At 67.1% G+C, this 18,939-nt stretch carries 17 protein-coding genes and 1 tRNA gene; 4 read left to right on the forward strand and 14 right to left on the reverse strand.

All coding sequences use genetic code 11. The annotated features are described in order from the left end of the window. Positions 1-22 precede the first annotated feature (22 nt). Positions 23-95: transfer RNA gene (locus IDF66_RS16840), tRNA-Ala, on the reverse strand. A 133-nt stretch (positions 96-228) separates the two neighbouring features. Between IDF66_RS16840 and IDF66_RS16845 the strand changes: the two genes are divergently transcribed. Continuing rightward, the gene (locus IDF66_RS16845; protein WP_190267825.1) at positions 229-972 is read left to right on the forward strand and encodes a hypothetical protein; all 744 of its coding nucleotides are present in this window, start codon (positions 229-231) and stop codon (positions 970-972) included. An 88-nt stretch (positions 973-1,060) separates the two neighbouring features. Here IDF66_RS16845 and IDF66_RS16850 read toward each other — a convergent pair whose 3' ends face one another. The 5 genes from IDF66_RS16850 to IDF66_RS16870 all read right to left on the reverse strand — a co-directional run bounded on the left by IDF66_RS16850 (position 1,061) and on the right by IDF66_RS16870 (position 6,205). Continuing rightward, a complete protein-coding gene (locus tag IDF66_RS16850) occupies positions 1,061-2,299 on the reverse strand; it encodes a gephyrin-like molybdotransferase receptor GlpR (RefSeq protein WP_190267826.1) in 1,239 nt (412 codons plus the stop codon). A gap of 151 nt (positions 2,300-2,450) precedes the next feature. Further along, positions 2,451-3,098 carry an SIMPL domain-containing protein gene (locus IDF66_RS16855; protein WP_190267827.1) on the reverse strand — a complete coding sequence of 216 codons (648 nt, stop codon included), beginning with the start codon at positions 3,096-3,098 and terminating at the stop codon, positions 2,451-2,453. Between the two features lie 53 nt (positions 3,099-3,151). Further along, positions 3,152-3,808 (reverse strand): GNAT family N-acetyltransferase, encoded by a 657-nt coding sequence (locus IDF66_RS16860; protein WP_164306389.1) that lies wholly within the window; start codon positions 3,806-3,808, stop codon positions 3,152-3,154. A gap of 30 nt (positions 3,809-3,838) precedes the next feature. Beyond that, positions 3,839-5,143, reverse strand: a complete 1,305-nt coding sequence (gene glp / locus IDF66_RS16865; protein ID WP_190267828.1) for a molybdotransferase-like divisome protein Glp — start codon at positions 5,141-5,143, stop codon at positions 3,839-3,841. A 105-nt stretch (positions 5,144-5,248) separates the two neighbouring features. Then, positions 5,249-6,205: a UTP--glucose-1-phosphate uridylyltransferase gene (locus IDF66_RS16870; protein WP_164306391.1), complete on the reverse strand. Its 957-nt coding sequence runs from the start codon at positions 6,203-6,205 to the stop codon at positions 5,249-5,251. Positions 6,206-6,318: 113 nt separating this feature from the next. Here IDF66_RS16870 and IDF66_RS16875 point away from each other — a divergent pair, with 113 nt between their 5' ends. Continuing rightward, the gene (locus IDF66_RS16875; RefSeq protein ID WP_223309721.1) at positions 6,319-6,888 is read left to right on the forward strand and encodes a 5-formyltetrahydrofolate cyclo-ligase; all 570 of its coding nucleotides are present in this window, start codon (positions 6,319-6,321) and stop codon (positions 6,886-6,888) included. 8 nt (positions 6,889-6,896) lie between these two features. Here IDF66_RS16875 and IDF66_RS16880 read toward each other — a convergent pair whose 3' ends face one another. Further along, positions 6,897-7,226, reverse strand: coding sequence for an FmdB family zinc ribbon protein (locus IDF66_RS16880; RefSeq protein ID WP_190268053.1), 330 nt, complete (start codon positions 7,224-7,226; stop codon positions 6,897-6,899). A 78-nt stretch (positions 7,227-7,304) separates the two neighbouring features. After that, positions 7,305-8,633: a Na+/H+ antiporter NhaA gene (gene nhaA / locus IDF66_RS16885; RefSeq protein WP_190267830.1), complete on the reverse strand. Its 1,329-nt coding sequence runs from the start codon at positions 8,631-8,633 to the stop codon at positions 7,305-7,307. Positions 8,634-8,866: 233 nt separating this feature from the next. Between nhaA and IDF66_RS16890 the strand changes: the two genes are divergently transcribed. Both IDF66_RS16890 and mscL read left to right on the forward strand, forming a co-directional pair. After that, on the forward strand, positions 8,867-9,541 hold the full coding sequence (locus IDF66_RS16890; RefSeq protein WP_190268054.1) for an SAF domain-containing protein: 675 nt from the start codon (positions 8,867-8,869) through the stop codon (positions 9,539-9,541). Between the two features lie 120 nt (positions 9,542-9,661). After that, positions 9,662-10,369 (forward strand): large conductance mechanosensitive channel protein MscL, encoded by a 708-nt coding sequence (mscL, locus tag IDF66_RS16895; protein ID WP_190267831.1) that lies wholly within the window; start codon positions 9,662-9,664, stop codon positions 10,367-10,369. Positions 10,370-11,295: 926 nt separating this feature from the next. On the opposite strand, the gene IDF66_RS16900 is transcribed toward mscL, so the two are convergent. The 6 genes from IDF66_RS16900 to IDF66_RS16925 form a co-directional block, all read right to left on the reverse strand. Further along, positions 11,296-13,110 (reverse strand): ABC transporter ATP-binding protein, encoded by a 1,815-nt coding sequence (locus IDF66_RS16900; protein ID WP_317628737.1) that lies wholly within the window; start codon positions 13,108-13,110, stop codon positions 11,296-11,298. A gap of 183 nt (positions 13,111-13,293) precedes the next feature. Continuing rightward, entirely contained in the window at positions 13,294-13,962 is a 669-nt protein-coding gene (locus tag IDF66_RS16905) for an MspA family porin (protein WP_190267832.1), read from the reverse strand. 70 nt (positions 13,963-14,032) lie between these two features. Next, positions 14,033-14,677, reverse strand: coding sequence for an MspA family porin (locus IDF66_RS16910; protein ID WP_164306397.1), 645 nt, complete (start codon positions 14,675-14,677; stop codon positions 14,033-14,035). Positions 14,678-15,301: 624 nt separating this feature from the next. Next, positions 15,302-15,895, reverse strand: a complete 594-nt coding sequence (locus IDF66_RS16915) for a MogA/MoaB family molybdenum cofactor biosynthesis protein (protein WP_190267833.1) — start codon at positions 15,893-15,895, stop codon at positions 15,302-15,304. A gap of 39 nt (positions 15,896-15,934) precedes the next feature. Continuing rightward, complete coding sequence (locus IDF66_RS16920; protein WP_190268056.1) at positions 15,935-17,344, reverse strand: S1C family serine protease; 1,410 nt, start codon at positions 17,342-17,344, stop codon at positions 15,935-15,937. A gap of 165 nt (positions 17,345-17,509) precedes the next feature. Continuing rightward, positions 17,510-18,928 (reverse strand): HAMP domain-containing sensor histidine kinase, encoded by a 1,419-nt coding sequence (locus IDF66_RS16925; protein ID WP_164306473.1) that lies wholly within the window; start codon positions 18,926-18,928, stop codon positions 17,510-17,512. Between the last annotated feature and the right edge of the window lie 11 nt (positions 18,929-18,939).

Consider the following 18,939-nt stretch of genomic DNA (forward strand, 5'->3'; position numbering starts at 1 on the left):
CAACTGTGGAGTCCTTCAACTGTGGAGCTAAGGGGAATCGAACCCCTGACCTACTCGATGCGAACGAGTCGCGCTACCAACTGCGCCATAGCCCCTGGCGGTCATCGACTGACCGGCCGTTGGCCACTTTAGCAGCCTGTCGCATCGATCTCACACACCGCCACCCGGGCTCGCCGCGGCATGGGTTCGCGCCCGATCTCCGCCCGCCGACTCGGCTAGTCTCGCCGTATGGCCGAAATGTCGGACGCGCAGGTCGCGGGCGTGCTCGACCGCGCTGTCGCAGGTATCAACCCGGTCCTCGACACGCTGGCGGACCGCGATCCGCTGGGCCTCAAGCGGCATACTTTCCACGACGACCGACACCCCGATTCGACGGTGCAGCGGGCGCTTCATCTGCTCGCCGACGCACTCGACGTCACTGACTGGCCCGGCACCAAGGGCTGGTCCCAGCGCTCGATGAACAGCCGCGCCGACTGGTGGATAAGCCGGATCGGGGCGGTGAACAACATCGCGGTCGCCTACCCCGGCGTCTTCGGCGCGTGGACGAGGAGATTGCCGCTGTCGTCGACGATGGGTTTCGCGAACCAGGCGATGGTCCTCGTCGCGGTCGCCCGCGAGTACGGCGTCACCGAGCGTTCTCGCCAGGTCGAGTTGCTGGCAGCGGTGCTGTGCGGCCGCACCGTCGACCGGACGGAGTCCGATACCGGCGAGCGGCCGCCACTGCCCACGGAGCCCGTGCAGCGCAGGCACACGCTCGTCGGCACGGTCTGGGAGACGGCGAAGGTCCTGCGCGGTCTCACCTGCGAGATGGAACGACGCCCCGGGTCGCCCGGACCGCTTCGGCTCCTGACCTATATCCCGATCATCGGCGCTCCCGCGAGCTACATCGGCGAACGATTCGCCCTCGCACGGGCGACTCGACAGGCCCGCAAGTGGATTGCCGACCACTCAGAGGCGATAACCCGGGCCTGACGGACACAGATGACACCAGAGCCGCACGCCGTGACAGATATGTCCGCGGCATACGGCTCTGGTGTCATCTGTGTTTCTGCAGTCGGCCTCAGCCGGCGACGCGGCGAAGTTCTCCGTCCTCACGCATCATCCGACGGCGCTGGAACGGCGGCAGATGATCGAACACGGGGTCCTCGTCGTCGAGTTCGAGGACGGTGGCACCACCGGGACGCCGCAGCCGCTGCGGCGGTGGGGCCGCGGCGAACTCGGGCACGGCCTGTTGCCTGCGCCGACGCTCGGTCTGCTCTCGCTCGGCCCGGCGGGCCCGGGCAGCGCGCTGCGCCCGGATCTTCTGCTCGGTCGCCGCCGTGCGTCGCAGGTAGGCCAGGTAGGTGAGCAGCACCACCCCGACAACACCTGCCGCAAACCATCCGGTGAGGCCCAAGAAGATGCCCGAGGCCAGGGCGGCGATGAGCAGAATGATCATGCCGAGCAGGACACGCTGACGTTCCCGGTAACGGAGCTGAGTTCGCCGGGCATCTGACGAGTGTGCGGCCTGGCGGCGTGGCGTCGACCTCGCGGTCACCGGGGGCTCGGCCGGCCGCTCATCCCTTGCGACGACGGGCTCGTCGTCATACTCGTCCTCGAAGTCGTCGTCATATTCGTCGTCGAAGTCGTCGTACTCGTCTTCCTCGTACTCGTCTTCCTCGTACTCGTCGTCCTCGTATTCGACGTCATCGTCCGAATCGTCGTACTCGTCCTCGAGATCGGCGTCGTCATCGATGTCTTCGGCGTCGTCGATCTCATCGAGAGTGGCGATCTCGGCATCCTCGACATCATCGAGCTCGTCGTCGACGTCCTCACGCTCGGGATCGACGAACTCGCCGTCCACCGTGACCTCGTCATCGTCGGCGTCATCGACGGTGGTATCGATATCGGATTCTGCGGTTACCTCATCGCTGCTGTCGTCATCGGAATCGACCTCGGCCGCCGGCGCCTTCACCGCAGCACCCGTGGCGCGGCCCACGGTGGGCCTGTGCGCTTCCCGACTGTCCTCGGAATCCGTTGTGTCCGTGTCGGTTTCGGTGTCGTCACGGTCCAGGACGGCGGTGCGCGCACTCGTGGTGGAGCGCTTCGTGCGATCGGCCTTCCACGACGGGTCGTGGGGATGACTCCCCGATGCCCGACGGCGGGTCGTTCGAGTGCGGGTGCCTCCCCGGTGCAGCAGACGGGTCTCCTTGACGGCGTCCGTCGTCTTCCGCATCTGTGGCCGGCCTTTGATGACCATCGGTACCAGTACGAAAAGCCATACGGCCACGAGGCAGACCCACAAGACTGAGTTCGGCATGCGACTCTCCCTTCTTTCACTCTGGTTACACGAGGCCACCTCACAATCTAGGGGTGCTCATGCCTCCGCCAGCGCAGACGCGCCGGGCGTCGGTGACATTCCACGAATTCACAGAACGCTCTCAGGGCCTGTGTGGGCGGGCCGGATCAGGTCAGCTCGCGAGGAACCGGGCGTCGACGGCCACCGCGATCTCGATGTCCTCGGAACGCAATTCGAGAGCGGGTGCGGCTCCGGGAGCCGCGATCGATGCCGCACGCACCATCGAAGCTCCCGAATCCGAGAGCATGTTCGGATCGGCCAGTTGAGTGGCCGTCACGGCTCCCCTGCCGACAGCGTCGGAATAGGCTTGCGCCTTGGCCACGGCGTCGTCGACCGCCTCACGCCGCAGGTCCCGTTCGTACGTCCGGCGATTGTCCTGGGTTATGGCCCATTCGACATTGCCGACATCGACGCCGTCGGCCGCCGCCCAACGATCGATGAACTTCGACAGCTCCTCGAAGTCGGTGAACACCGCGTCGATCCTGATGCGGGTGGAGTAGGCCGGATCCTGCCGGTGGCCGTCGCCGTCATAAGGCCGGTAGCTGAACACCCGCAGCGTGTCGCTGGACCATTCGTCGATCACATCGCGGGCGAGGAGGTCTTTCAGCGACTCGACCACGGCACCGTGCACTGTGGCGGCGTCGCGGTAGACACTCTCCCGCGACCACCCTTCCCGGTGCACGGTCAGGTAAAGGATCGCCCTCTCCGGCCGGAACTTCCGGCGGGCGACCCCGCGTACGACGATCTCCAGTGGTGACATGGCGCCGACGCTACGTGGGCGCACCGACACGATTCCCCGATCTATCGCACCCGTCAGTGAAACGAGGCGCGGCCCGCCCGGACCAGCGTCTCGGCCGCGCTCCCGGCGATCTCCTCGGCCGTCAGGGCGAACAGGATGTGGTCGCGCCACCGGTTGTTCACATCCATGTATCTCTCGAGCAGACCCTCACGCCGGAACCCCACCTTGGTGAGCACCGCCTGCGACGCCACGTTCGCGGGCTGGACCGTCGCGTCGAGACGATGGAGGCCAACCGGCCCGAAGCAGTGGTCGACGCCCAGTGCGACCGCTGCCGTCGCAATGCCCTGACCGAAATGCTGCGCGTCGACCCAATAGCCGATCCACGCGCTGCGCACCGCCCCCCGCTGGATGTTGCCGACGGTGAGCTGACCGACGTACCTGCCGTCGAGTTCGATGACGAACGGCAGCACCGCGCCGCGCTTGGCTTCGGCGCGCAGCACCGAATACAAGGGCGGCCACGATCCGGGGTGATGCCGCTCGGCCCAGGAGCCGATGCCGCTCGGTTCCCACGGCAGCAGAGTGTTCTGGTTTCGGATGCGCAGCTCGCTCCACGCCTTCGCATCCCGCAGTCGCACCGGCCGCAACCCCACCGCTCCCGCTTGGGTGCGCAACGGCCCCAGCGTGGCGGGCCAGCCGGGATTGATCTGCGCCCCGGTCAACCACCTCAACACGGATCGGAGTCTAGTGCCCGGGAGGCGCGATCATCCCCGCTGCGCAAGGAACGCCACCTCGACCTCGTCGCCGGTTCCCAACTCCTCGACGTCGGGTTCCACGATGATCAGGCAATTGGCCTCGGCAAGCTCGGCGAGCAGATGCGAGCTCCCGGTCGGGGACGCGCCGATGACCTGCACGAGGTACTCCCCGGACCGCTCGTCACGCATCAATTGCCCGCGCAGATAGCCCTTGCGCCCGGCGACCGATGCGATCGGACCGATGGTGCGGGCCTTGATCACGCGCCGCATCGGCTGTCGCTTCCCCAGGGCGATCCGGATCAGGGGCCGCACCATCACCTCGAAGGTGACCAGCGCACTCACCGGGTTGGACGGCAGCAGGAACGTGGGCACCTCGTCGCGACCGAGGCGGCCGAATCCCTGTACCGAACCGGGATGCATGCCGACACGCACGATCTCCAGATCGCCGAGGTCGCTCAGCGCATCTGCGACCACTCGCGACGACTTTCCGCCGACCGCACCGCAGATCACCACGATCTCCGATCTGATCAGCTGCGCCTCAACCACTTCCCGCATCCGCGAGGTCTCCCGCTCGGCGATGCCGACCCGGTTGACATCCGCGCCGGCGTCGCGGCCCGCGGCCGCCAGCGCGTAGCTGTTGACATCGAAGATCTGGCCGGGCCCGGGCGAGCGGTCGATGTCGACGAGCTCACTGCCGACCGAGATCACCGACATCCGTGGTCGCGGATGCACCATGACACGGGCCTGCCCGACCGCCGCGAGCAATCCGACCTGCGCCGGACCGATGATCGAGCCCGCTCGCACCGCGACGTCGCCGGGCTGCACGTCGTCACCGATGCGACGGACGTAGTCGCCGCTCTCGACGCCGTGGCCGACCTTCACCTTCTGCTCACCGCCGTCGGTCCAGCGCAGCGGGATCACCGCATCGGCCAGCGTCGGCATGGGCGCCCCGGTCTCCACGCGGACGGCCTGACGAGGCTGCAGCCGTGTCGGTGTACGCGCCCCCGGGCCGACATCACCGACCACCGGCAGCGCCACGATCATCGGCTCGCCGGGGGTGAGGTCGACGAGGTCGGCTCCCCCGGAATCCAGATCCTCCACATCCGCGGGTGCGATCGCGCCCGCGAGACCGACGTCGACCGCCCGCACGGCGTACCCGTCGATGGCAGCCTGATCGAATCCGGGCATCGGCCGTTCGGTGACGACCTCCTCCGCACACATCAGGCCCTGGGCCTCGGAGATCGCCACGCGGACCGGTCGCGGCGCGACCGCGGCGGCGGTCACCCGGGTCAGATGATCTTCGACCGAACGCATCTCACCTCTCGCCCCCATCTCGGCTGACACAGTTGGGCTAGACGTTAGCCGCCCCCGGTCGCCGGTGCGCGCAGGCGCGCTGACGCCGGTCGTCTGCCGAGATCATCAGCCTTCGGCGAGCCGCTTCTCGAGCCACTCACGCAAGTCGGGGCCGTAGTCCTCGCGATCGAGGGCGAAATCGACGGCCGCCTTCAGATAGCCGCCGGGATTGCCGAGGTCGTGGCGTGTGCCTCGATGCACGACGACGTTCACGGGTTCGCCCTCCTCGATCAGCAGGGCGATCGCGTCGGTCAGCTGCAACTCCCCACCCGCGCCCGGTTTGATGCGGCGGAGGGCATCGAAGATCTTGCGATCCAGGATGTAACGGCCGGCGGCCGCCAGATTCGACGGCGCGTCCTGCGGCTTCGGCTTCTCGACCATTCCCTTCAGGCGCATCACGTTGGGGTTGTTGGCGTCCGGGAGTTCCTCGACGTCGAAGACGCCATAGGCACTGATCCGGTCGGACGGGACCTCGATCGCGCACAACACCGACCCTCCGCGGCGCTCTCGGGTCCGTGCCATCACCTCGAGGACGCCACCGGGCAGGACCAGGTCGTCGGGCAGGAGGACCGCGACGGCGTCTTCGTCGTCGTCGAGATACTGTTCGACGCAACCGACCGCATGGCCGAGCCCGAGTGGCTTCTCCTGCACCACCGAGGCCACTTCCAGGAGAGATGGCGCTTTGCGCACCTTCGCCAGCATGGCCGCCTTGCCGCGCTTGGCAAGGGTGCTCTCGAGCACCAGATCTTCGACGAAATGTGCGACCACGCCGTCCTTGCCGGGCGAGGTGACGATCAGCAGCCGCTCGGCACCTGCCGCCTTGGCCTCCTCGGCGACCAGCTCGATACCGGGGGTGTCGACGACCGGCAGCAATTCCTTGGGCACGGTCTTCGTCGCGGGCAGGAACCGGGTCCCGAGACCGGCGGCCGGCACGACCGCGGTTCGCGGGATCGGCGGTGTGTTCGGCACAGGCTGGTACTCGGTGAACGCGTCGGTAGTCTGGCTCACGTCACTGGGGGTCATGGGAACACCCTAGTGGCGATCCCTGCCAGAATCCTGTTGACGAGTTCTCAGAATCCTGGCGCGGCGGGCTCGAGGAGCTGCCGCGATGAGCCGAAGGCGGTCGGGTGCGGACGATGAAGAGGCGACTACGAACCGAGTTCGAGGAGCGCCGGATCTCCCGATCGTTCCCGGTGCGTCAACGGGCCGCCGCCGACCTCGCCGAATGGATCTATTCGGCACCGTTTCGCCTCGAATACGACGTGACGGTTGCCGCCTACATCCCCTTCGGTGCCGAGCCGGGATCCCCGGCACTGCTCGACGCCCTCATCGATCGCGGGGTGACGGTTCTGGTCCCGGCGGTGCCCGGCGGAGAACCGACCACACTGGACTGGGTGCGCTACGACGGTGCCGATTCGCTGACGCGAGGCCGATGGGGCCTTCTGGAACCCACCGGCGAGCGTCTCGGCACCGATGCCGTCCGGGCCGCCTCGGTCGTCTTCGTCCCGGCGTACGCGGTCGACAAATCGGGGACCCGACTCGGCCGAGGTGCAGGCTATTACGACCGGACCCTGATCGGCCTCGCCGCAGACGTGGTGGCCGTCGTCTTCGACGACGAGGTGGTGGAGTCGCTGCCGGCCGCACCGCACGACGTGCGCGTCGGCTGGGTGCTGACGCCCGGGGGCGGCTTCCGCGAGCTCGGGTGAATCGACCGTCAGGCCGGCGTGGGGGTGGCGGCCTTGCTGTCGCTCGACGACGAACCGGTGCTCGACGAGGAGCTGCTGCTCGACGAAGAATCCGAGGACGAGCTGCTCGACGAGCTGTCTGACGACGAGGACGACGAGGACGTCTCGCTGGAGCTCGATCCCGAGCGGGAATCGGTGCGGTAGAAGCCGCTGCCCTTGAACACGATCCCGACGGAGTTGAACAGCTTGCGCAGCCGTCCTGTGCATTGCGGGCATTCGGACAGGGAGTCCTCAGAGAACGACTGCACTATGTCGAACTTGTTGTCGCACTCCGTGCACGCATACGAGTAAGTGGGCACCGATACCTCCGGAAAGTAGTGATCGCCGCTCATACTAACCGAACTTGGCACTCCAACATTCCGAGTGCCAGGCTCAGATCAGTCGATCACGTCGAGAGCGCGGTCTGGCACGCCATCGCGATTCATGTCCGGGCTGCGCAGTCTGCGTGCATCCAGGCGCAGCAGGACCGCACCGAGCGCCGCGGCCACCACACTGCCGAACAGGATCGCCACCTTCGCCGCCGACGCATGGTCGTCGGCGCCCTGGTGGAAGGACAGTTCGGCGATCAGCAACGCCACGGTGAAGCCGACGCCGGTCAGCATCCCGACCGGCAGCAGGTCGCGTACCCCGATCGAGTCGGGCAGTCGCAGTGGCGTGAATCGCGTCATCAATGCGGTCGCCCCCATCACACCGATCACCTTGCCGACGACGAGGCCGAGGAAGATGCCGATCGACACGGGCTGAACGATCGCGCTGTCACCACCGATCACCGCGACCCCGGCCGAGAGGAATGCGAAGATCGGCAATGCCACCGCCGACGACACAGGTCGCACCGCGACGTCGAATTGGTGTGTTCGAGAACTCGATTCGCCGTGCACGAGCAACGCGGGAACGGTGAAGCCGAGCAGGACCCCGGCCACCGTCGCGTGCACGCCCGAGGCGTGCATCAACGCCCAGGCGACCACGGCCAGCGCGATCAGGACCAGACTGGCAGGCGTTCGCCACCGGGGACGACGCAACCGCACCACGACACCGAAGACGGCGATCACCGCGATCGCGGCGCCGAACAGGGCGAAGTCGATCGTCTCCGTATAGAACGTCGCGATCACCGTGATGCCGAGCAGATCGTCGACGACGGCCAGGGTCAACAAGAACGTCCTCAACGCCAGGGGCAACCCGCGGCCGAAGATCGCGAGCACCGCCAGCGCGAAAGCGATGTCGGTGGCGGTCGGAATCGCCCATCCGCGTAAGGCTTCCGGGTCGAACAGGGCGACCACGACCACATAGAACAGTGCCGGGGTCACCATGCCGCCGATGGCAGCGACGATCGGGACACCGGCCAGTCGGAGATCACGCAGACTGCCGGCCACGAACTCCTGCTTGAGTTCCACGCCGACGATGAAGAAGAAGATGGCGAGCAGGCCGTCGGCGGCCCATTCGGCCACCGAGAGGTGCAGGTGCAGTGCTTCGGGCCCGAACTCGAAGGTCGTCAACGATTCGTAGGCGTCCTGCCACGGTGAGTTCGCCCAGACGACCGCGATAACCGCGGCGACGAGTAGCAGCGCCCCGCTGGTGGTGTCGAGTGACACCCAGCGTCGAAAACGGACTCGGCCCGAGGCGTCCGGCCCGCTGCGGTCCGGGACAACAGCGCCGGATTGGGATTCCTCGATGCCGGGTGGACCCGAATCGTGTTCCGGAGTGGACATCAAACCTCCTGGTCACAGGGAAATCTGCAGAGATCACCCACGTAGCGTCTCCACCGGCACCCGGCGGAGGCCGACCAGACTTCCCGGCTCACCTTCGCGTCATTCTCCCCGATGGTTCGGCCCGGGGCCAATCGGTCAGGGTTTTGTGCACAACCCGCGTGCACACCCGACGTTGTCCCCAGATGCGTCTCGAGTCGTCGTCGATGCCGGTCCGGCCGCTACCGTCGCCGACCATGCACCCGATGTCCCGCGATCGCTTGTCGCCGCGCCTCGTCGACCGTGTCCGACATGCGCTGCGTCCTGGTTGGGCACGATCGGTGATGATCCGTCGTGGCGCATCGGTGCTCCTGGTCGTCGCCGCGGTCACGCTGACGCTGTTCGGGCACCGCGGTGCGGAGATGCGGTCGGTGGTGGTTGCCGCGCGTGACCTCATACCCGGAGAATCGATCGTCGCCACCGACCTCACCGTGCGCGAGGTACCCGGCGGACTCATCCCGGCGGGCACGCTGAGGCTGACCGCCGACGGTGTGGGACGCACCGCGGTCGGCCCGATCGGGGCGGGCGAGATGGTCACCGACTCCCGGTTGCTCTCCCCCCGTCTGCCCAGCCGGCTCACCGGTGACGACGATGCCCGGCTCGTACCGGTACGGCTGTCGGACGAGTCGGTGGCGACGCTGCTGCGGACCGGAGACGTGGTGGACGTACTGACCGCGTCGGCAGAAAAGCCCGAAGCAGCAGTTCTCGCACGGGCGGCGGTGGTGGCCCTCACCTCGGACAAGTCTGCCGCCGGCGTTCTGTCGGGGGGCGCGACCGCCGGCCGACCGGTGTTGCTCGCGATGGACGAACGGGCCGCGCACCGGGTGGCGGCCGCCGCGCTCGACGCTCCGATCACCGTCGTCGTGCACTGATCGATCGGCTCGGTACTCACGCGCACATACAGCAAAACAGTGCAACGGTCGTTTACGATCCTGGATAGCGTGAATACCTGAACAAGAGCGGAACACCGAAAAACGAGAGGACCGCACACCGTGCTCAAGGGATTCAAGGAGTTCATACTCAAGGGCAACGTCGTCGAACTGGCCACTGCGGTCATCATCGGTGCGGCCTTCACCGCGATCGTCACCGCCTTCACCGACAGCATCATCCAACCGCTCCTCAATTCGATCCCGGGAGGCAGCAATCCGGCCAAGGGGCTGGGCTTCCAGATCACCGACAATCCGTCGACATTCGTCGACATCGGCGCCCTGGTCACCGCGCTCATCAACTTCCTGATCATCGCCGCGGTGGTCTATTTCCTGATCGTCGTGCCGTACAACAAGCTCGCCGCACTCGGGGGCTACAGCAAAAAAGCCGAGGTCACCGAAGTGGCGCTGCTCGCCGAGATTCGCGACCTCCTCGATCCCGATGGCACATCGAAGGCGCAGGACGTCGCAGAGGCCGAGCTGCCGGACCACATCCAGGATCACGGAGCACTCCCCGGCAGCGACGCCGGTGCCACCCAGCGTCTGTCCACACCGCCGCCCGCGGAACCGATGCCGCCGACGCAACCGGCACCCACACCTCCTCCGCCCGGCGGGAATCCGCCCTATCCGACCCCGCAGCCCGCACCGGGTTCCTATCCGCCGCCCGGCGCATACCCACCCGGCAACTACCCCCAGCAGGGTGGCTACCCCGGGCAGACGCAGTTCCCCGGCGACTACCCACCGCCAGACGCCCCGGGACGGCATTCCCGCTGACCTCGACGACTCGGGCCGCGCTTCCATCGGAGCGCGGCCCGAGTCGTCGGCATGGACGTGCACATGCGTTGGCTCCCAGCGCTTTGCCAGCTCGCGGGCCAGGGAACCACAAGGTTGCGTCCTTAGTGTCACTGGAGTCCGGAGCCAGTCCGCCGGGCAGCCGAGATACACCGACACACCGGAGGTTGCAGAAGAAATGCCGCAGAACCCGGGCCCCCAGGGCCGCTACAACCGTCGTCCCGAGCCGCACCAGCCGCAGCGCCCGGCCCCTCGCCGTCCGCGCAGGCGCGCGTTCCCGTTCCCCTTCTTCGGGAGCTGACCGCACGCCGGCTCACCGGCCTGACGACAGCACGGCACGGACCCGCCTCCCCCGCCGGGCCCGTGCCGTCGCCGTCCGTGACGTGCGCCTTCAGCGACAGGCGCAGATTCACAGCGGACTCACAGTCGCATTCACAGGTACGTCACAGAACGCGCATTCCGACCACCGACGAGCGATTGATGGCCGAAATACATTGCTACAGAATACCTTTCACATTGATTCGGAGCAGCCGAGGACCGAACCCAGATCGTTGAGCGGCCGTTGCCGAACTGTTACCTTCTCTCCTTGTGGCCCTCGGCGCACTTCACGGCCGGGGCGCCACACAGACGGTCCGACATAGGGCGGACCGCAGTGTCAAGGGAGGAACACCATGCCACGAGGTCATCGAGGACCCCGTCATCCGATGCCGCCGCATCACGCCCCGCATCCGCACGGGGGACCGCACCCGGGGCCCCGTCGGGGACCCGGACCGCGCCCGGCACCGCGCCCGCCGCGCCGTCCGATGCCGCCGTTCTTCTTCGGTAGCTGATCAAGACCGGACCGAAGGCCCCGTCGCATGTCTGCGACGGGGCCTTCGTCGTGTCACTGGGCCGTCACTCGTCTCCGATCAGCGGCGCCGGATCGTCCCGTCGCGAACCGTGAGCGTGTAGTCGGCCACCGCGGCCACCTTGTCGTCATGAGTGATGAGCACTGTCGTACGCGACCGGGCCAACCTCTCGAGCGGTGCCATCACGCGTTGCGTGGTGGCGTCGTCGAGGCCTGTCGTCGGCTCGTCGAGAATCAGCAGCGGGGTGTCGCGCAGAAAGGCGCGGGCGAGCCCGATCCGTTGCTGCTGACCTCCGGACAGGTTGGCACCGCCGTCGCGCAGCTGGGTGTCGAGTCCGTCCGGCAACTCACCGATGAAACCGGCAGCGTCGGCGGCGGTCGCCGCCGCCAGAACCTGTTCGTCGGTCGCGTCCGGTCGCCCGTATCGGATGTTGTCGGCGATCGACGCGTTGAACAGCGCGACGCGCTGGGGCAGGACGGCCATGTGGGCGCGCAACTGTCGCAGGCTCATCGAGCGGATATCGGTGTCGTTGAATCGAATCGCGCCGGCCACCGGGTCATAGAAGCGCAGCATCAGATACATCAGGGTGCTCTTGCCCGAGCCGCTCGCACCCAGGAGGGCGACGAAGTCCCCCGACTCGATGGTGAGGTCGACATCGTCGAGGACCAGCCGGTCCGAATCGGGATAGGCGAAGCTGACCCGCTCCACGTGCACGAATACCGCGGATGCCACCGGGCCGGCCGACCGCTCGTCGACGTCCGCCTCGGGGTGGACGTCGGCGGCATCTGCATCGCTGCCGGCCAGGGCTTCGGCCTCCGAGAGTTCCGGCTCTGCCGTGTCGGTGATGCCGATGGGCGCGTCGAGCACCTCGGCGACGCGTTCGGCGCTCGCCGTTGCCGAGGTCACCGAGACCACGAGGCCACCGAGGGTCTGGATGTGCGGATACATGTAGCCGAGGTAGCCGGTGAGGGCGATGAGGGTTCCCACACTGGCGACACCGCGCGCGATCTGCCACGCGCCCACCGCGAGCACCGCCATCATGCAGAGCATCTCCACGACGGTGACGGTCTCCGAGAAGGCCGCGTTGGCCTTGAGTTCCGACACCCGTGCGTTACGCCAGATCCGACTCTCCCGCAGAACCTTTCGGCGGTCGCGCTCGCCCTGGTTGTCGGCCTGGATCGATATGGCGTGGGTGATGCCCTCCTGGATCCGAGAGCTGATGCGGCCGTTGGCCTTGCGCTCACGACGCGCGGCGGTCTTGACGACCCGGCCGAACCAGCGGGAGACCACCCACAGCAAGGGTGCGAGGACAAATGCGAGCAGCGCCAGGTCCCATCGCGTCACAAACGCCGCGGCGGCGTAGATGACCGCGCTGCCGATCGCCAGCGTTCCGGCCACCACACCCGACGACACCAGGTGTTCGATCTCGTCGACGTCGCCGCTGTGCCGCGCGATCAGGTCGCCGGTCTCGAACTGCCTACGCGTGTGCGGGGCCAGTTGTTGTGTGTGGGCGTAGAGACGGTCGCGCAGCCGCAAGAGTGTTCGTTCGGCGACCAGACCGGAGATCACGGTCCCGCCGTAGGAGGCCGCCGCGCCGACCAGCGACACCGCGGCCCAGATCCCCAACGGCCACCACAGCGCCGAGAGGTCGCCTGCGACGAGGACGTTGTCGACGATGTCCGCGAAGACCGCGACCGTGACCACGCTCGTACCGACCTCGATGAAGAAGAGCAGCACCGAGACGGCGAGCTTCCACCGCTGACCATGCATGACCGGGGCAAAACGACGCATCGCGGACAGGACGTTCAGCGCCGCGGGATGTGCGTCGACGGAATCCTGATAGCCGTCACCCACGACGTCACCCGTTGTCGGCACCAGGACCCTCCTCACCTCCGGCGGGGAACCGCCGCCGTCGCGACTCTAGCCGCACCTTGTCATCGGCTTCCTGGCACTCCGACCACCACCCCTACGACGACAGCAGGGCGGGATCGGATGTATCCGATCCCGCCCTGCTGCGGTTGTTCAGTTGTGAGGTCCGTACGGACCCGTCAACTCAGATCAGCCAATGCTGAAGGGCTTGCCGTACAGGGTGATGACACCCTTCACCGAATCGGTGTTGACGGTGACCTTGATCTTGGCCTTGGCCGAGGCGTAGCCGGCGCAGCCGTCCATCTTGAACCGCTCCTGGCTGTAGGCGACGCCGCCCGTCTTGCCCTTGAAGGTGTAGTCGTTGACGGTGTAGTCCTTGTACGCCGTGCTGTCGCCCGAGGTGGTGTCGATGATCGGCACGTAGCTCGCCTGGCCGGGTCCGAGAGTGAAACCGGCACCTGCGTTGGCCGACGGAGTTGCGGTGGCTCCGCCACCGCTCTGCGGCGCGACCTCGACGCCCGCGCCACCATCGGCGCCCGCACCGAAGTTCACCTGGCAACCCACGAGGTAGCCACCGGCGATCGAGCCACCCTCGGCCTTGCCGCCGACGGTCACCTTCACCTTGCCGGACATCCACACCTCGCGGCTGGTCGCGACGTTGGTGACGGCCTTCTGGACGTTCACGAACTCGTCGAACAGACGAACGGTCACCGGGGTGCCGTCGACGAGGGTCTTGCTGACGTAGCCGCCGGGCAACGGGCCTGCCGCGGCGCCACCCGCACCGAGGCTGCTCAGGCCCACCACCACGGCACCGGCGAGGCCGACTCCAGCGGCCACGCGAGTGTTGATCTTCTTCATGATTCCCCTTCGTGGAATATCAATCTGCTCGGGGCAGATAAGTCAGAACTGCTGAGTTGTCTGCGCCCGGTCAGTTGAGGCTGAAGGGCTTGCCGTAGAGGGTGGACTGGATGTAGGAGCCTTCACCGTTGACGGTGCCGTCGTCGGTGTTGTAGCCCTTGGCGCCGACCGTCTTGACGATGGTCCGTGCGGATGCGTAACCGCCGCAGTTCTGGACGTCGATCGCGAACTTGTCGAGCTGGATCGCCGCGACGCCGCCGTCCTTGATGTCCTTGTCGGTGACGTCGGCCACGACGACCTGGCCCGGGTTCAACGGGAGGGTCAACGAGCCGGACAGCGACGGGCTCAGCGCCTGCGTGATGCTGCCGGAGAGACCGCCCTCGAGGCCGGTGATGTCGACCTGGCAGCCCACGAGCACCTTGACCGCGATGTTGCCGGCCACGCCTGCGCTCGCCTTGGCCCGGTAGGTACCGGACACGACTGCTGCGCGTCCCGCGCCGTTGTTCGCGACGGACGGAGCCGGCAGGGCCGACTCACCGGTACGCCACGTCTGCAGGGACTCACCATCGACACCCACGGCATTCTTGTAGCCATTCGGCAGGCCGACTGCCGCAGCGTTTCCCGCCCCCATGCCGGCCAGGCCAACTACCGCCACCGCGGCGACGGCGCCTGCACCAACAACGCGGCGCAGCCCGAGCTTGCTGAACTTGCTCATTCGTTCCCTCTCACAGGATTCGGTTGTTATCTCGCCCCACACAACCACGTGCCGAGCGAGTCGACCCTTCTGGGCTGCGGACCCCCGCCCCGCAACCGAACCCAGATCCGGTTCCGGTTGGCTGGAAGTCGCCTTCCGCACACCCCTGGTCACTGCTGCGTTGTCATTCGCGACAGATCGCAGGACTCCCCGTCGGTGCTCGTCGCGAGCACCGAGATTCGTCGATGCGAACGTTATCGGAGCGAGATCGAGACCAGCAACAGATGCGATCTCGCGCGTCGCAAAACCCCATCTCGCGATCTTGAACTTCACATTCACTATTCCTAGATGAGCGAATGTTAACGGAAGGAAAACACGCTGCGTCAGCCATGTCAGCAGGTAGCTGGACTATTCGTAATGCGGCGGGCGATTGGCTTCATACCAGTCCTGAGAAACGCCCGTGTGACCTTGATCACACTCATCGGATGTTACCTCAGGAAGGTCGGTGCCGAAGACGTCATCGATTTTTGCCTTGGTCCGCCAGGTGTCACGCGGACGCGAAACCTCCCCGGAATCGCTGGTCATCCGCGATTCCGGGGAGTCGTCCGAAGTGCTTTCCATGGGGTCTCGGCGTCGTCGAGCGGGTCAGAATTCGCTGATCGCCTCGATGACGTGCTGGGCCAGCGGGGCGACCGTGGCCATGCCGTCACGCACTGCTGCCCGCGAGTTCGCCAGGTTCACCACGAGCGTCTGCCCGGAGATCCCGGCAAGACCCCGCGAGAGTCCACCGTCGGTGGCGCCTGCGGCGAGTCCGGAACTCCGGACTGCCTCTTCGATGCCCCGCAGCCGCCGATCGAGGACCTGTTCGGTCGCCTCGGGTGTCACGTCGCGCGCACCCACCCCGACCCCACCGACCGACACCACGAGGTCCACGCCGCCGATCACGGCGGTGTTGAGCGCGTTGCGGATCTCGACCTCGACGCCGGACACGGCGACGGTCGCATCGACATGGAAGCCCGCCTCGCCGAGGAGTTCACCCACGAGGGGGCCGAGAAGACTCTGATCTTCCCCGTGTGCCGCCCTGTCGTCGACGACCACGACCAGTGCCCGCCCGATCTCGTCGCCGCTCGGAGAGATGCGTACGTCATCGTCGCTGTGGCGCGCGACGAACTCGCGTGCCGCCGCGTCAGCGGCCACCGCGTCGTCGGGGTCGATGGCGGTGGATCCTGTGTCGCTCATGCTCTGCCTTTCTGTTCCCTGCGGAGATGGTGCGTGGGTCTAGCCGGTCTGCAGGGTCTCCAGGGTGACCTGCGCGGTCCGGGTCTGTCCGTTGACGACATATGTGATGGTCACCGTGTCGCCCGGTGCGTGTGACCGGATTGCCGCCACCAGTGCATCACCGCTGGCGATGTTGCGATCGTCGACCTTGGTGACCACCGCGCCGGTCGGTATCCCGGCTTTGGCGGCGGGTCCGCCCGGGGTCACGTCGGAGATGTAGGCACCGGGCTGCTCGAGTTCGGTGTTGGCCCGCACCGACACGCCGAGGCCTGCCTGGGTCGCCTTGCCGGTGTCGCGCAACTCGTTGGCCACGCGGATCGCCTGATCGATGGGTATCGCGAAACCGAGCCCGATACTGCCGCCCTGCTGTTCGGCGGACGACCCCAACGTCGCGATCGCGGTGTTGACGCCGATCAGCGCACCCTTGGCGTTGACCAGGGCACCACCGGAGTTGCCGGGGTTGATGGCGGCGTCGGTCTGGATCGCATCGATCACCGACGTGGTCCCGCCGGTTTCCTTGGACGTCGACACCGGGCGGTTGAGCGCGCTGATGATGCCGGTGGTGACCGTCCCCTCGAGACCCAACGGCGCACCGATGGCGATGACGTCCTGGCCGACCGCGAGATTGTTCGACGTCCCCACGTTGATCGGCTTGAGTCCGGTCTTGTCGACCTTGATCACCGCGATGTCGGACACCGAGTCGGCACCGAGTACCCGGGCGGGCGCGCGTGATCCGTCGGAGAAGATCACCAGCAGGTCGCCGGCCCGTGTGGCACCACCTTCGGTCACGACGTGGTTGTTGGTCATGATCACGCCGTCGTCGGACAACACCACACCGGACCCGCTGCCCTCCGCGTTCCCGGAGCGCACGATGATCGAGACGACCGACGGGAGCACATTGGCAGCGACCTCCTGCACGGATCCTGCCGGGGCCTCCACCTGCCCCTGAGAACCACTGTTCGGATCTCCGCCGAGTGGTCCGTTGTGTGCCGTCGACGACGAGTCGTCGGCGACGTTGGCACCGATCGCACCACCGACACCGCCCGCAACCAACGCGAGCACCACCGCACCCACGATCAGCGCGGCCTTGCCGCCTGCCCCCGATTTCTTGCGGGGCGCGCGATCGCCTCCGTAGGGCGGCCCTCCCGGAGGCATCGGCCCGCCGGGGCCCGCCGCGTACTGAGGTTGAGCCGGGAACGGCGCGGACGCAGGCGCTCCATATGGGTCGGAGTACGGCTGGGTGGATGCGGCGTGATGGCCGTAGGTGTTCGCATCCTGCGGGGACGGACCAGGGGCGTACGGATTCGATCCGTACCCCGGCGTCGGCTGCTGCCCCGGTGAGCCGTACGGATTCTGGCCGGCTCCACTCCCGGTGCCGTACGGATCGCCCTGCGAACCGCCACTCGTCATCTCGTCGTCCTCAGTTCTCTCCACGTCGCCCGAATCCGGCGATCTCCCGACTGTCGCGGCCGGTGCCGACACACTGCACCGATCCGATCTTCAACCCTAGGGGATCAGGTGCACACCGCGAGGTGCGAAATCGGGGACTGTTCGCACCGCCGAGGCCTGTTCACCCTAATGACGAACGACCTGCGGGGAAGGTTCCTGGGGCGTCGGACTCCCCGGCAACGCCATGCGGATCAGCGCTCCCCCGTCGTCGGACTGTTCGGCCCGGACAGTGCCGCCGTGCCTCGCGACCACCTGGCGCACGATTGCCAGGCCCAATCCCGAACCGGGCATCGACCTCGACTGGGTTGACCGGTAGAACCGCTCGAACACCAGGTCCCTGTCCTCTTCGGGGATGCCGGGCCCGGCGTCGGCGACGACCAGCTCCGCGGTCCGGGCATCGACCTGCCTGAGCTGTACCTGCACCGGCCGGCCACGCGGACTCCATTTCGCGGCGTTGTCGAGGACGTTGAGCACTGCCCGGTTCAGACCGTGCTCCTCGCCGAAGACATACCAGGGCGTCAGATTCGTCTGGAAATCGACGTCGAGCCGGCGACGTCGCACGCGGTCGAGACTGCGAGTGATGACCTCGGTGAGGTCGACCTCCTCGTGCACCACCTCGGGCGCCTCTTCGCGTGCGAGGTCCACCAGATCCCCCACCAGGGTCGAGAGCTCCTCGATCTGTGCCATCACGTCCGAGCGCAGTTCGATCATGTCCTGCGCCGGGACCGCCGGGGCGCCGGGTTCGCTGGACGCGATCAGCAGTTCCAGATTGGTGCGCAGCGACGTCAAGGGTGTCCGGAGCTCGTGGCCCGCATCGGCGACCAGCCGGGACTGGCGGTCGCGCGACTCGTCCAACGCACGCAGCATCGTGTTGAAGCTCTCCGTGAGTCGCGCCAATTCGTCGTTGCCACTCACCGGGATCGGAGTGAGATCCTGTGTCCGGGCCACTCTTTCCGCCGCGCGCGTGAGCCGCGCCACCGGTCTCAGGCCTGCTCGCGCCACCGTCGTACCGGCCAGCGCCGCCAGTGCCACACCACCCCCGCCGACCACGAGCAACACCCACGCCAGCCTCTTGAGCACCCGGTCCGTGTGTAACAGGCTCTGCGCCAACACAAGTGTGTTTCCGTCGCTGAGCTTGCGTGCGAGCACGCGCTGGTTGTGGATGGTGCGAAGACTCTGATTGTCCTGGCCCGGCGCGTACGTCGACCGGGCGATCTTGCGTTCGACATCCTCGAACGGCACCTCACCGATGAGGTAACTGCGACCGTCTGGACGTACCAGTGCAAGAGAGATGTTGGTGGAGAACACCGTTCCGGTCACCAGCGACTCCGGCCGTTCGTTGAGCAGACCGGTCCTCGCCAGAGCGGTCATGCCGTCGGCACGACTCTCGAGCTGCGAATCCACCTCGTTGTACATCGCCCGATACACGACGAAGTAGGCGGCCGCGGCCATCAGGCTGACCGACACCAGCACCACGGTGGCCGACAACAGCGTCACTCGGGTCTTCAGCGAGACGGCACGGGTGAGCGGCATCGGCGCACGCATCTCCGCGAGAT

It is taken from the genome of Gordonia hankookensis, from assembly GCF_014673215.1.
GTDB lineage: Bacteria > Actinomycetota > Actinomycetes > Mycobacteriales > Mycobacteriaceae > Gordonia > Gordonia hankookensis.